Raw genomic sequence first — 12,434 nt, forward strand, 5'->3', positions numbered from 1 at the left:
CGTGGCCGTCCTCCTCACGCTCGCCGCGGCCGCGGCGACCGTGGCGGTGCTGATGACGGGTACGGCGGTGCTCGCGCGCCGCACCGACCGCCTGGCCGTCGTCGACGTGACGTGGGGCGTCGGCTTCGTCGTGGTCGCCGCGGTGATGATCGTCGTCGGCGCCTCGCTCGCCGACGACACCTCGACGTGGCGCTCGGCGCTGCTGCTGGCGCTCGTCGCGGTGTGGGGCGGACGGTTGGCCTGGCACGTGCGCAGCCGCGCGCACGGACTGCTCGGCCCGGGCGAGAAGCCGCCGGAGGACCCGCGCTACGCGGAGCTGATGGAGGGGCGGCCGTTCTCCTACGCCGTCACCCGCGTCTTCCTCACCCAGGGCGTCGCCATGTTCCTCGTCTCGACCCCGGTCGCGGTGGCGATGGCGCTGCCGGTCGCGGGTGGAGCGGAGGGCGGCTGGGGCTGGTGGGTCGTCGGCCTCGGCGTCGTCGTCTGGCTCGTCGGCATCGTCTTCGAGGCGGTCGGCGACGCGCAGCTGGCGGCGTACAAGGCGATCCCGAAGCCCGAGCGGCCCCTGGTGATGGACCGCGGCCTGTGGGCCTGGACCCGGCACCCGAACTACTTCGGCGACGCGTGCGTGTGGTGGGGCCTGTGGCTCGTGGGCGGCCTGGCCTCGGGCTGGGTCGTCGGGCTGGCCACGCTCGTCGCGCCGGTCGCGATGACGTGCTTCCTGCTCTTCGCCACCGGCGCGCGCCTGCTCGAGCGCGAGATGATGCGGCGGCCGGGCTACCCGGCGTACGCGGCCCGCACCTCCATGTTCGTCCCGCGCCCGCCCCGCCGCGCGTAGGCCCCGGTCCGCCTGCGTCGCGCCCGCCCGTCGGGCAGGATCGGCGCATGAGCGAGACGCGGGTGGCCCTCTACCTCGACTTCGAGAACCTGGTGGCGTCGCAGTACGACGCGGTGCACGGCCGCAACGCCTGGCACAAGGACCGCGTGGTGCACGCGCCCGCCGGGGAGCCGGAGGTGCGCGCGAAGCTCAAGGCCTCGCGCCTCGACGTGGACGCGATCGTCGACTACGCCGCCTCCCTCGGGGTCGTCGCGGTCAACCGGGCGTACGCCAACTGGGCGTGCCCGGCGTTCACCGGCTACGCCGAGGACCTGACCTCGCGGGCCGTCGACCTCACCCAGCTGTTCCCGCTGTCCGGCACGAAGAACGGCGCCGACATCCGGCTCGCCACCGACGTGCTCGACGACCTCGGGCGCTTCCACGACCTCACCCACGTGGTCATCGCGGCCGGCGACTCCGACTACGTCGCCGTGGCGCAGAAGGCCCGGCGCGCCGGGCGCTCGGTCGTGGGCGTCGGGGTCGCGGGGTCGATCGGGAAGTACTGGGAGGCGGCCTGCGACGAGTTCAAGCGGTACGACGCGCTGCCCGGCGTGGACCCGCAGCCGGCGGAGGAGCCCGCTCCGGAGACCTCGACCGCGGACCCCGCCGAGGGGTCCGACGCGGGCACGCCGGACGACCGCGCCAAGCCGGTGCCGTACGCCAAGCTGTTCCGCCGCGCGATGAACAACATCCTGCGCCAGCGCAGCGACGACCGCGTGCCGATGAGCGAGCTCAAGCAGGTGCTGATGCGGATGAGCCCCGGATTCGACGAGGCGACGCTCGGCTACTCGTCGTTCTCGGCGTACGTGCGCGACCAGGCCGGCGTCGCGACCGACGCGAAGAACCAGCTGGTGTGGTTCGAGGGCTGAGCGCTGGGCGGAGGGGACCGCTGGCTCGGCGGCCAGCCGGAGAAAACGCGGACGGCGTGCGGGAGAACGCGGACGGAGCGGCTCCGCCCGGCGGCCCGGGTCCGCGTTTTCTTCCCGGTGAGGCACCCGGCGGCTCAGCCGGGGTCCGTCCACCCGCTCACGCCGGCACGTCCACCGTCGTCGTCACGCGCGTCGCGGAGGGCCGGCGCGGGGTGGAGCTGAAGCCGAACCGGCAGGGCGGGTCGACGGGCGCCAAGGCGCCGAGGTCGGCGCCGTCGAAGCGGCCCTCGGCGGCGACCAGGGAGCGTACGCCCGTCGCGCCGTAGGACTCCGTGCGTCCGTTGCCGGCCGTGCCGCGGGTGCGTACGCCCCGCAGCACCACCCGCGCCACGGGGTCGGTGACCGCGCACCACGCGGGCGAGGTGGCGACGCGCCGCGGCACCAGGCCGACCAGCCGGCCGAGCAGCGTGGGGGCGCCGAGGCGCCAGGTCAGCTGCAGCGAGGGGCTCTCGAAGCGGCGGGCGGGGCCGTCGGCGATCGCGGTCACCGGCTCGATCCGGACCTCGTCGAAGGTGTAGGTCGCGGCGATGAACTCGGCCAGGTCCTCGGTGGGCGCCACGAGCACGCGGTGGCCGTCGGCCCGCTCGACCATGGCGTCGGCGACGTCGCCGAACGGCGAGTCCCACCACCGCCCGACCACGACGCGGGTGCCGCTGGTCGACCCGACCCCGGAGATCTCGCCCTCGAAGCGCATGCGCATCCGTCCAGCCTGCCAGCCCACTCTTGAACTACGTTCAACAGCGTGCGACGATCCGCGCCATGACCGTCGACCTGGCCGACCCGCTCGTCCTGCCCTGCGGCCGGACGCTGCCGAACCGCCTCATGAAGTCGGCGCTCTCCGAGTCCCTCGGCACGTCCGCCGGTGCCCCCACCCGCCGTCTGGAGCGGCTCTACGACGCCTGGGCCGGCGGCGGCTGGGGCCTCGTCGTGACCGGCAACGTGATGGTCGACCTGCGCCAGCGCGGCGAGCCCGGCAACGTCGTGGTCTCCGACGAGCGCCACCTCGACGCCCTGACCCGCTGGGCGGGCGGCTTCCGCGCGTCCGGCACCCCGTTGTGGATGCAGGTCAACCACCCCGGTCGTCAGGCCAACGCGCTCGTCGGCCGCGCCCGCCCGGTCGCCCCCAGCGCGGTCGCCGCGAACGTCCCCGTCGCCACCCGGCCGCGCGAGCTCGGCGACGCGGAGATCCGCGCGACGGTGGAGCGGTACGCCGCCACCGCGGCCGTCGCGGAAGCCGCCGGGTTCGACGGAGTGCAGGTGCACGCCGCCCACGGCTACCTCGTCACCCAGTTCCTCTCGCCCCTCGCCAACCGCCGCACGGACGCGTGGGGCGGCGACCCCGAGCGCCGTCGCCGCTTCCTGCTGGAGGTCGTGCGGGCCGTCCGCGCCCGGGTCTCGCCGGGCTTCGCCGTCGGCATCAAGCTCAACTCGGCCGACTTCCAGCGCGGCGGGTTCACGGAGTCCGAGTCCCGCGACGTCGTCGCCGCGCTCGCCGCGGAGCGCGTCGACCTGATCGAGATCTCCGGCGGCACCTACGAGGCGCCGGTCATGTTCGGGCCGGACACGCGGCGCGCGTCGACGCGCGAGCGGGAGGCGTACTTCCTGGAGTACGCGAGCAGCGTGCGCGCCGCGGCCGGCGACGTGCCGCTCGCCGTCACCGGCGGCTTCCGCAGCCGCGCGGCCATGCTCGGCGCCGTGACCTCCGGCGACTGCGACGTGGTCGGGCTGGGACGCCCGGCGTCCGCGTACCCCCACGTCGCCGGCGAGCTCGTCGCCGGGACCCGCGAGCGCATCGACCTGCCGACCGTGCGCGTGGGGGCGGGGCGCGGCCTCGTCGGGCGCGTGACGACGCTGCACACCCTCGACAGCGCGCTCGACCTGTCCTGGCACACCGACCAGCTGCATCGCATCGGCGCCGGCAAGGCGCCCGACCTGGCGCGGCCGTGGTGGCGCACCGCCGTCAGCGCCGCGTTGCGCAACGGCCCCGGCGCGTTCGTGCCCAACCGGGGCTGAGGCCGCAGGCTGACCGGTGCTCGCCTCAGTTCGCGAGCCAGCGCGCGGCGATCTCGGCCAGCTCGCGGCGCCGGGCGCCGTCCATCCGGTCGAGGGTGCGCACCGTCATCGCGGTGCGTTGGTTGGCCTCGAACCCGTCGCGGTGGTCGGTGACGAACTGCCAGTACAGCGCGTCCCAGGCCTCCGCCCAGCCGTGGCCGTCCTCGTCGTGCTCACCGTCCGCGCGGCGGAAGTCGCTCATCTTGCGCAGGTAGTTGGACCCGGAGACGTACGGCTTCGTGGTCACGGCCTCCGCGGCGGCGAACTGGCTCATGGCGTACACGTTCGGCACCATCACCCAGTCGTAGGCGTCGACGAACAGCGCCGAGAACCACTCGTAGACCTCGTCGGGGTCGATGCGCAGCAGCAGCATCGCGTTGCCGAGCACCATCAGCCGCTCGATGTGGTGGGCGTACCCGTGCTCGAGCACACGACGCACCACCACGTCGACCGGGTGCAGACCGGTGGTGCCGTCCCACCAGCCGGGGCCGAGCTCGCGGGTCAGGTGCAGGCGGTTGGTCGTGCGCAGCCGGCGACCCTGGGTGACGTAGACGCCGCGCATGTACTCCCGCCACCCGATCACCTGCCGCACGAACCCCTCGAGGCTCGCCAGCGGCACGTCCTCGGCGGCCAGTGCGGCGTCGAGGACCTCGCCCGGCGAGAGGAGGCCGATGTTGATGACGGGGCTCAGCGTGCTGTGGAAGCCGAACGCCTCGTCCGCGGCGATCGCGTCCTCGTAGGGGCCGAAGCGCTCGAGCCGCTCCGCGACGAAGACCGCGAGCCAGCGCCGCGCCTGGGTACGCGTGGTCGGCCAGCGGAAGTCCTCGGGGTCGCCGGGGTTGTCGGGGAACTCGGCGGCCACCCACGCGATCGCGGCGCGGACGTGCTCGTCGCGCCGTAGCCGCGGCAGCGGCGGGATCTCGACGCCGCCCTTCGGGAACGGCTCGCGGTTGTCCTCGTCGAACGACCAGCGGCCGCCGACCGGCTGGTCGCCCTCCATCAGCACGTCGAGGCGGCGACGCTGCCAGGAGTAGAAGGTCGCCATCCGCGGGCGGCTGCCGCGCCGCGGCGCGAGCTGGGCGTGCACGTCGGCGTCGCTGGTGAGGAAGGCGGGCGTCTCCTCCACGACAAGCTCCGCGTGCGCCTTGCCGACGATGCGGCGCAGGTCGCGCTCGAGCCAGTCGTCGACGACGTCGAAGCAGCTCACCGTCGTCGCGCCGCGCTCGGTCAGCAGCTCGGTCAGCTGGGCGTCGGTGCCGCGGTCGGCGCGGCTCTCGACGTACGCCGTCGCGTGCCCGGCCGCCTGCAGCTCGGCCTCGAAGCGCCGCATCGACGCACGGTGCAGGACCAGCTTGTGGGTGTGGAAGGCGTACTGCCGGAAGAAGAGGTCCGGCTCGACCAGCACGACGAGGTCGGCCTCGACGCCGCGCTGCTCCTCGAAGAGCTGGTGCGGGTGGACCAGGCGGACGTGCACCTCAGGCCCGCTCGGACCCGTCGGCGCCCAGGTGTGCGGGCAGCCGGTCGAGGCAGCTGACCCAGCCCTCGCGGTGGCTCCCGACGTCCTCGGGGCGCAGGCCGTCGTGCAGCAGGTGCAGCCGCGTGCCGTCCGGGGTGTCGAGCTCCGGCGCCGTCGGGGCGAGGGTGACGGCGACGACGCTCTCGTGCTCCTCGCCGTCCCAGCGCCACGTCCAGCTCAGCGAGAGGGGGCGGGCGACGGCGAGGAAGCGGCCGCCCACCGCCGTGCCGTCCGGCGCGGAGGCGATCCGCCACGCGCCGCCGACCACCGGGTCGCACTCGACGGCGGGGGCCATCCGCTCGGGCCAGTACCAGGCCGCCAGCTCGGCGGGGTCGGTCAGCGCCCGCCAGACGCGCTCCGGGTCGGCGGGCAGGTCGCGCTGCAGCTCGACGGTCGTCATGCGTCGAATCTAGCCACACCGGGTCGCGGTACCTCCGGTAGTTCTCGACCATCGGAGGTACCGCAACCCTCGCCGCCGTTGGTTACCCGGTGGTAGGAAGTGCTCCATGACCTCCCGGACGATCTTCATCACCGGCGCCGCCGCCGGCATCGGGCGAGCCACCGCCCTCACCTTCGCGCGCGCCGGCTGGACCGTCGGCGGCTACGACGTAGACGAGGCCGGGCTGGCCTCGCTCGCCACCGAGGTCGCGGCGTCGGGCGCCACCGCGATCACCGCGCGTCTCGACGTCAGCGACTCCGCCGCCTTCGCGGCCGCGGTGGGCGACTTCGTCGAGCGGACCGGCCGTCTCGACGTCCTGCTCAACAACGCCGGGATCCTCAACGCCGGCCGCTTCGAGGACATCGACGTGGCGCGCCACCAGCGCGAGGTCGACGTCAACGTCCGTGGCGTCGTCAACGGCCTGCACGCCGCGCACCCCCACCTGCGACCGGGCTCGACCGTGGTGAACCTGGCCTCGGCGTCGGCGATCTACGGGCAGGCCGAGCTCGCGAACTACAGCGCCACGAAGTTCTTCGTGCGCGGCATCACCGAGGCGCTGGACCTCGAGTGGGGCGCGCAGGGCATCCGGGTCGTGTCGCTGTGGCCGCTGTTCGTCGAGACCGCGATGACGCAGGGCGTCTCCACGGGCACGACCGAGTCGCTCGGCATCCACCTCGGCCCGCAGGACGTCGCCGACCAGGTGCTCGCGGCCGTCACGCCCTCGCGCCTGGCCCGCACGCTGCACCAGGTGCACTTCCCGGTCGGACGTCAGACCCGGGCGCTGTCCCTGGGCTCCCGCTTCTCGCCGGCCTGGCTGACCCGGCTGGTCAACAAGCGGCTCGCCTCGCACTGACGTCCGCCCCAGGCACGTGGTGCCCGGCGCCCGGGCTCAGCCGGCCGCCGCCTCGAGCTCGCCGAGCACGGCGTCGAGCTCGGTGCAGAAGCGGTCGACGTCGCCGGAGGAGAACGGCAGCGGCGGACGCACCTTCAACGTCGACCCGTGCGGGCCGCACACCGACGTGAGCACCCGGCGCCGGCGCATCAGGTTGATGACGTCGGCCGCCGTGGTCGTGCCCGGTTCGTCGACGCCCGGCGCGGCCCGCAGGTCGACGCCCAGGTAGAGCCCGGCGCCGCGCACCTCGCCGACCAGCGCGCGCCGGGCGGCGACCTCGCGCAGCGCGGTGAGGAACTCGTGGCCCACCCGCGCGGCGTTGGCCTGCAGCTGCTCGTCCTCGATGACGTCCAGCACGGCGCTCGCCGCGGCGATGCTGACGTGGGTCCCGCCGAAGGTGTTGAAGTACGGCGTCGACGCCGCCAGCGCGTCCAGCACCGAGCGTCGCCCGGCGAGACCCGCGACGGGCAGCCCGTTGCCCATCGGCTTGCCCATGGTGACCAGCTCGGGGTCGAGACCGTGACGCTCGAACCCCCAGAACGTCGCGCCCGTACGGGCGAACCCGGGCTGGACCTCGTCGGCGATCAGCACGCCGCCCGCCGCCCGCACCGCGGTGGTCGCGGCGGCCAGCCCGTCGACGTCGGGGTGGACCCCGTCGGAGGACAGGACGGTGTCGACGAGCAGCGCGGCCGGGCGCACGCCCGCGGCCGACATCTCCGCGAGCGCCTCGGCGACCGCGGCGGCCATCTCCCGCACGGGCACCCGCCAGACGTGCTCGCCGCGGGGTGCGCCGGGGCCCAGCGAGGGGGACACGCCGGTGACCAGCGCGGTGTTGCCGTGGTACGCCTCCTCGCTCACGATCACGCCGGTGCCCCCGGTGACGGCGCAGGCCGCGCGCAGCGCCAGGTCGTTCGCCTCCGAGCCCGTGCAGGTCAGGACCAGCCGGTCCAGGGCCGCGGGCATGGTGGCCAGCAGCCGCTCGGCGTACCCGACCAGGCCCGCGTCGAGGTAGCGGGTGTGGGTCGTGAGCGTCGCCACCTGTCGCGCGACCGCAGCGGCGACCCGGGGGTGGGCGTGGCCGACCGCGGCGACGTTGTTGTACGCGTCGAGGTACTCCGCCCCGTCCGCGTCGTAGAGGTGCACGCCGCTGCCGCGCACGAGCTGGACGGGCTCGCGGTAGAAGAGCCGGTACGCCGACGCGAGCACGTCCGCGCGGCGGCGCACGAGGGTCCCGTCGGCGCCCCGGCCCTGGTACGCGTTAGCGTCGAGGATGCTGGACGTGGTCGGAGCGGAGCCCGAGTTTTTGGTCTGCTGCACGGGCCAAGCATGCCCGGTTGCTTGTTACGAGTGCGTGAAGACTGTGTCGCATTTGGTCTGCCCCCCGGTTCCGGCGGGTTGACTCGTCCCCGTGCTGCTGACGACCGACGACTGCGACGAGCTGCTGGCGCTGGCCCTGCCCGCCTACGGGATGGGCCCGGCGGTGGACGTGCGCCTGCTCAGCCTGTCCGAGAACGGGACCTACCTCGTGCGCGACGACGACCGGGTGGTGGTCGCCCGGGTGCACCGGCACGGCTACCAGGACGCCGCGTCGATCCGCTCCGAGCTGGCCTGGACCGACGCCCTGCGGGTCGACGCCGACGTGCGTACGCCCGCGGTCGTGCCCACCCTGGACGGCGAGCAGGTGGTCCGCCTCGACCGCCCCGAGGGCGAGCGGCACGTCGTGCTCTTCACCTACGTGCCCGGCACCACCGCGGAGGAGTCCCCGCTGCCCGTCGCGTACGACGCCCTCGGTGCGCTCACCGCTCGGATGCACCGGCAGGTCGAGGACTGGCCCCGGCCCGACGGGTTCACCCGCTTCCACTGGGACGCGGCCGCCTGCCTCGGCCCGGACGCCCGTTGGGGTTCATGGCGCGACGCGCCCGGCGTGGACGCCGGCTCGGCCGTCCTCGCGGAGGCCGAGGAGGTGGTGCTCGCGCGCCTCGAGGAGTACGGGACCGGGCCCGGCCGCTACGGCCTCGTCCACGCCGACCTCCGCCTGGCGAACCTGATGGTCGACGACGAGCGCCGGCTGACGGTGATCGACTTCGACGACTGCGGCCACGGCTGGTTCCTCTACGACCTCGCCGCCGCCCTGTCCTGGCAGGAGCACGAGGCGCACGTGCCGGCCGCCGTCGCCGACTGGCTCGCGGGCTACGCCACCCAGCGGAGCCTGGGCGCCGACGACCTGGCGATGGTGCCCGTCTTCGTGATGCTGCGGCGCCTGATGCTGACCGCCTGGCTGGGCACCCATCCCGACTCCCCGCCCGCGCTCGGGTGGGGGCGGGCGTACGCCGCCGGCACGGCCGACCTGGCCGACCGCTTCCTGTCCGACCCCACCTGGCTCCGTGCCGACCCCGAGGAGCGACCGTGACCGACCTGTCCCACACCCGCGTGCTCGTCACCGGCGGTTCCCGCGGCATCGGCCTCGGCATCGCCCGCGTGCTCGCCCGCGCCGGCGCGTCCGTCGCCGTCACCGCCCGCTCCGGCGACGCCCTGGCCGCCGCGGCGGCCGAGCTGGAGGCGCTCGGGGCCCCGCAGGTCGTGGCCGTCCCGGGCGAGATCGGCTCGCGGGCGGGCGCGCACGCGGTCGTCGAGGCGGCCACCGAGGCCCTGGGCGGTCTCGACGTGCTGTGCGCGAACGCCGGGATCTTCCCCGAGACCCGGATCGGCGATCTCACCGAGGCCGACCTCGACGAGATCCTGGCCGTCAACGTGAAGGGCACGATCTTCGCGGTCCAGGCGGCGGTGCCCGCCCTGACCGCGTCGGGCCGCGGCCGGGTGGTGCTCACCTCGTCCATCACCGGTCCGCTCACCGGCTACCCCGGGTGGTCGCACTACGGGGCGACGAAGGCCGCCCAGCTCGGCTTCATGCGCAGCGCGGCCATCGAGCTCGCGCCGGCCCGGATCACGGTCAACGCGGTGCTGCCCGGCAACGTGCTCACGGAGGGTCTGGCCGAGCTCGGCGAGGACTACCTCGCGTCGATGGCGCGCTCGGTGCCGCTGGGGGCGCTCGGGACGACCGACGACATCGGCCACGCGGTGGCGTACCTGGCCAGCCGCGAGGCCGGCTACGTCACGGGCCACGCCCTCGTCGTCGACGGCGGGCAGGTGCTGCCCGAGTCGCCGGAGGCCCTGGCCGGACCCTGAGCGGGCATGATCCTCCCGTGGACGAGACGGAGGGCGGCGCGGTCGCCGAGGAGGTACGCCGCCGCCTGCTGCGCACGATCGCGTCCGGCGCGCTGGGGCCCGGCGACCGGCTCGGCACGGAGCGCGAGCTGGCCGAGCGCTTCGGCGTCGCCCGCGCGACGCTGCGCAGCGCGCTCGTCCCGCTGCACCGCGCCGGCGTCCTCGAGCGACGCACCGGCCGGGGCGGTGGCACCTTCGTGCGCGGCGGGGTGATCGAGCGGGAGGCCGCCGAGCGCCTGGGCCTGCCGGAGCGGCTCGAGTCCGGTGGGCACCCGTCCGCCACCGTCGTGCTGGGCGCGCGCGTGCGGCCGGCGACGCCCACGGAGCGGGCGCTGCTGGAGCTGGAGGCCGGCACGGCGGGCACGGGGGACCCGCAGGTCGCCGAGGTCGAGCGCCTCCGCTTCGCCGACGCCCTGCCGCTCTCCGTGGAGACCGCCCGCTTCCCCGCGGCGCTGGTGCCCGGCCTCGTCGACGGGAGGCTCGACGGCTCCCTCTACGACCTGCTCGCCGACCACCACGGCCTGCGGCCCGACGTGGCCGAGGAGCAGATCACGGTGGTGCACGCGACCCCCGCCGAGGCCGAGAACCTGGAGGTCCCGGTCGGTGCGCCGCTGCTGCACCTGCTGCGGGTGGCGCGCACCGCAGTCGGCACGCCCTTCGAGCTCTCCGACGACCTGTTCCGCGCCGACCGCGTCCGCCTCGTCGCGCGGCGCGACGCCGCCGACCGGCACGAGGTCACCCTGCGCTGAGGCGCCCTGGTGCCTGGGGTTGCGGTTCCTCCGATAGTCGTCGACTACCGGAGGTACCGCGACCCGGGCGACTCAGGGGATGTCGGGCAGGGTCGGCAGCTTCGCCGGGTTGCGCACGAGGTCCACGCGCAGGATCCGGCCGTCGGCCACGGTCAGCGACGCCACCGTGGTCACCGCGCCGCCCTCGACCAGCGCGAACCCGAGCCGGCCGTTGACCTCCACGGGCAGCACCGTGGCGCCCGAGGCCTGGCGTCCCAGCGTGCCGACGAGGAACCGGCCGACCCGGTCCGCGCCGTGCACGGGCCGGCGCGCCGACGAGACCACGCCGCCGCCGTCGCCGGTGAGCACGACGTCGGGGTCGAGCACCCGCACGAGCGCGTCGAGGTCGCCGGCGGTCGCCGCGAGCGCGAAGGCGCCGACGACCGCGTCGTGCTCGCTGCGGGCGACGGGACGGCGTACGCGCTCGGCCGCCAGGTGGCGCCGCGCCCGGCTGGCCAGCTGCCGCACCGCGGCGGGCGTACGTCCCACGACGCCCGCGACCTCGTCGAACCCCATCCCGAACACGTCGTGCAGCACCCACGCCGTGCGCTCGGCCGGCGAGAGGCGCTCCAGCAGGGCGAGCAGGGCGTAGTGCACCTCGTCGGCCAGGGTCACGGTCTCCGCGGGATCGGCGCCCAGCCCCACGACGACGGGCTCCGGCAACCAGGGGCCGACGTACGCCTCGCGCCGCACCCGCGCCGAGCGCAGCACGTCGAGCGCCCGGCGCGAGACCGCCACCACCGACCAGGCCTCGACGTCGCGCACCGGGCCGCCGGCCGCCGGCGCGTCGGCGGCGGCGAGGCGCAGCCACGTGTCGGCGACGACGTCCTCGGCGTCGGCGGTGCTGCCGAGCAGGGCGTACGCGACGCCCACGAGGCGCGGACGGAGGGCGGCGTACCGCTCCGCGAGCTCCCCGAGATCTCCGGACCCGGCGTGCTCAGCCACGCAGCCACTCCGCGAACGCCTGGCGGCCGACCAGGTCGGGCGCGTCGGTGGTCAGCGCCCCGGCCCGCACGGCCCGGCCGAAGGCGCCGGGCACCGGGACGCCGAGCACGAACCGCGGACCGCCGCCGCGACGGGCCGTGCGCCGCGCCATGTCGGCGAGGTCCTCCCGCGCCGGCCCGGCGAGCTCGAGCACGGCCCCGCGAGCCGGCTGCGCAGCGAGCCGCGCGAGGTGCTCGCCCACCTCGGCCACGGCGACCGGCTGCACCGGCATCCGCGGCGCCAGCCCGACCGGCCCGAACGAGAGCCGCTCCAGCATCTGGCCCGCGAACTCGTGGAACTGCGTGGCGCGCAGGATCGTCCAGGGCAGCGACCCGGCCTGCACCAGCTCCTCCTGGCGCAGCTTGCCGACGTAGTAGTCGTAGGGCGCGCGGTCGATCCCGACGATCGAGAGCACGAGGTGGTGGCGTACGCCCGCCCGCTCGCCCGCCGCGAGCAGCGCGGCGGTGGTGCGCTCGAAGAAGTCGCGGGACTCGTCGGCCTTCATCGTCACCACGTTGAGGGTGTCGACCACCGCGTCGACGCCGGTGAGCCGATCGGCCAGCGCGGCCGTCAGCTCGTCGTGCGGGCGCGCGAGGTCGATCCCCGTCGAGCGAGCCAGCACGACGGCCTCGTGCCCCGCCCGCTCCAGCGCCTGCACCGTCAGCGCACCCGTCAGTCCCGTGCCGCCCGCCACCGCGATCCGCATCGCGTCCGTCCTCTCGTCCGAGGCCC

The 12,434-nt window shown here is 75.3% G+C and carries 13 protein-coding genes; 7 read left to right on the top strand and 6 right to left on the bottom strand.

All coding sequences use genetic code 11. The annotated features are described in order from the left end of the window. Position 1 precedes the first annotated feature (1 nt). Both RDV89_RS07215 and RDV89_RS07220 read left to right on the top strand, forming a co-directional pair. Positions 2-838, top strand: a complete 837-nt coding sequence (locus RDV89_RS07215) for a DUF1295 domain-containing protein (RefSeq protein WP_315732284.1) — start codon at positions 2-4, stop codon at positions 836-838. 47 nt (positions 839-885) lie between these two features. Next, entirely contained in the window at positions 886-1,746 is an 861-nt protein-coding gene (locus RDV89_RS07220) for an NYN domain-containing protein (RefSeq protein WP_315732285.1), read from the top strand. A gap of 157 nt (positions 1,747-1,903) precedes the next feature. Here the strand turns inward: RDV89_RS07220 and RDV89_RS07225 are convergent, their stop codons facing one another. Continuing rightward, the gene (locus RDV89_RS07225) at positions 1,904-2,506 is read right to left on the bottom strand and encodes a hypothetical protein (RefSeq protein ID WP_315732286.1); all 603 of its coding nucleotides are present in this window, start codon (positions 2,504-2,506) and stop codon (positions 1,904-1,906) included. Between the two features lie 59 nt (positions 2,507-2,565). Here RDV89_RS07225 and RDV89_RS07230 point away from each other — a divergent pair, with 59 nt between their 5' ends. After that, the gene (locus tag RDV89_RS07230; protein WP_315732287.1) at positions 2,566-3,819 is read left to right on the top strand and encodes an NADH:flavin oxidoreductase/NADH oxidase family protein; all 1,254 of its coding nucleotides are present in this window, start codon (positions 2,566-2,568) and stop codon (positions 3,817-3,819) included. 25 nt (positions 3,820-3,844) lie between these two features. On the opposite strand, the gene RDV89_RS07235 is transcribed toward RDV89_RS07230, so the two are convergent. Together RDV89_RS07235 and RDV89_RS07240 are read right to left on the bottom strand one after the other, a co-directional pair. After that, positions 3,845-5,332 (bottom strand): cryptochrome/photolyase family protein, encoded by a 1,488-nt coding sequence (locus tag RDV89_RS07235; RefSeq protein WP_315732288.1) that lies wholly within the window; start codon positions 5,330-5,332, stop codon positions 3,845-3,847. A gap of 1 nt (position 5,333) precedes the next feature. Beyond that, positions 5,334-5,774, bottom strand: a complete 441-nt coding sequence (locus RDV89_RS07240) for an SRPBCC family protein (protein WP_315732289.1) — start codon at positions 5,772-5,774, stop codon at positions 5,334-5,336. Between the two features lie 106 nt (positions 5,775-5,880). Here RDV89_RS07240 and RDV89_RS07245 point away from each other — a divergent pair, with 106 nt between their 5' ends. Then, positions 5,881-6,666, top strand: coding sequence for an SDR family oxidoreductase (locus RDV89_RS07245; protein ID WP_315732290.1), 786 nt, complete (start codon positions 5,881-5,883; stop codon positions 6,664-6,666). A gap of 36 nt (positions 6,667-6,702) precedes the next feature. On the opposite strand, the gene RDV89_RS07250 is transcribed toward RDV89_RS07245, so the two are convergent. Continuing rightward, on the bottom strand, positions 6,703-8,022 hold the full coding sequence (locus RDV89_RS07250) for an aspartate aminotransferase family protein (RefSeq protein ID WP_315732291.1): 1,320 nt from the start codon (positions 8,020-8,022) through the stop codon (positions 6,703-6,705). Positions 8,023-8,113: 91 nt separating this feature from the next. On the opposite strand from RDV89_RS07250, the gene RDV89_RS07255 reads away from it, so the two are divergent. The 3 genes from RDV89_RS07255 to RDV89_RS07265 are packed head-to-tail and all read left to right on the top strand — an operon-like array spanning position 8,114 to position 10,679. Then, on the top strand, positions 8,114-9,115 hold the full coding sequence (locus RDV89_RS07255) for a phosphotransferase enzyme family protein (protein WP_315732292.1): 1,002 nt from the start codon (positions 8,114-8,116) through the stop codon (positions 9,113-9,115). Continuing rightward, a complete protein-coding gene (gene fabG, locus RDV89_RS07260) occupies positions 9,112-9,891 on the top strand; it encodes a 3-oxoacyl-ACP reductase FabG (protein WP_315732293.1) in 780 nt (259 codons plus the stop codon). The genes RDV89_RS07255 and fabG overlap by 4 nt, the downstream gene beginning before the upstream one ends. A gap of 17 nt (positions 9,892-9,908) precedes the next feature. Beyond that, positions 9,909-10,679, top strand: coding sequence for a GntR family transcriptional regulator (locus RDV89_RS07265; RefSeq protein ID WP_315732294.1), 771 nt, complete (start codon positions 9,909-9,911; stop codon positions 10,677-10,679). A 72-nt stretch (positions 10,680-10,751) separates the two neighbouring features. Here RDV89_RS07265 and sigJ read toward each other — a convergent pair whose 3' ends face one another. After that, positions 10,752-11,663, bottom strand: coding sequence for an RNA polymerase sigma factor SigJ (gene sigJ, locus RDV89_RS07270; RefSeq protein WP_315732295.1), 912 nt, complete (start codon positions 11,661-11,663; stop codon positions 10,752-10,754). Beyond that, positions 11,656-12,408 (bottom strand): SDR family oxidoreductase, encoded by a 753-nt coding sequence (locus RDV89_RS07275; RefSeq protein ID WP_315732296.1) that lies wholly within the window; start codon positions 12,406-12,408, stop codon positions 11,656-11,658. The genes sigJ and RDV89_RS07275 overlap by 8 nt, the downstream gene beginning before the upstream one ends. Positions 12,409-12,434: the final 26 nt, after the last annotated feature.

This window comes from Nocardioides imazamoxiresistens (assembly GCF_032378595.1).
In the GTDB taxonomy this organism is placed as follows: domain Bacteria; phylum Actinomycetota; class Actinomycetes; order Propionibacteriales; family Nocardioidaceae; genus Nocardioides; species Nocardioides imazamoxiresistens.

Excerpts from the sequence above, each read along its gene's own strand:
- RDV89_RS07220 (WP_315732285.1), top strand. The coding sequence starts at position 886 with ATGAGCGAGACGCGGGTGGCCCTCTACCTCGACTTCGAGAACCTGGTG.
- RDV89_RS07225 (WP_315732286.1), bottom strand. The coding sequence starts at position 2,506 with ATGCGCATGCGCTTCGAGGGCGAGATCTCCGGGGTCGGGTCGACCAGC.
- RDV89_RS07230 (WP_315732287.1), top strand. The coding sequence starts at position 2,566 with ATGACCGTCGACCTGGCCGACCCGCTCGTCCTGCCCTGCGGCCGGACG.
- RDV89_RS07240 (WP_315732289.1), bottom strand. The coding sequence starts at position 5,774 with ATGACGACCGTCGAGCTGCAGCGCGACCTGCCCGCCGACCCGGAGCGC.
- RDV89_RS07245 (WP_315732290.1), top strand. The coding sequence starts at position 5,881 with ATGACCTCCCGGACGATCTTCATCACCGGCGCCGCCGCCGGCATCGGG.
- RDV89_RS07275 (WP_315732296.1), bottom strand. The coding sequence starts at position 12,408 with ATGCGGATCGCGGTGGCGGGCGGCACGGGACTGACGGGTGCGCTGACG.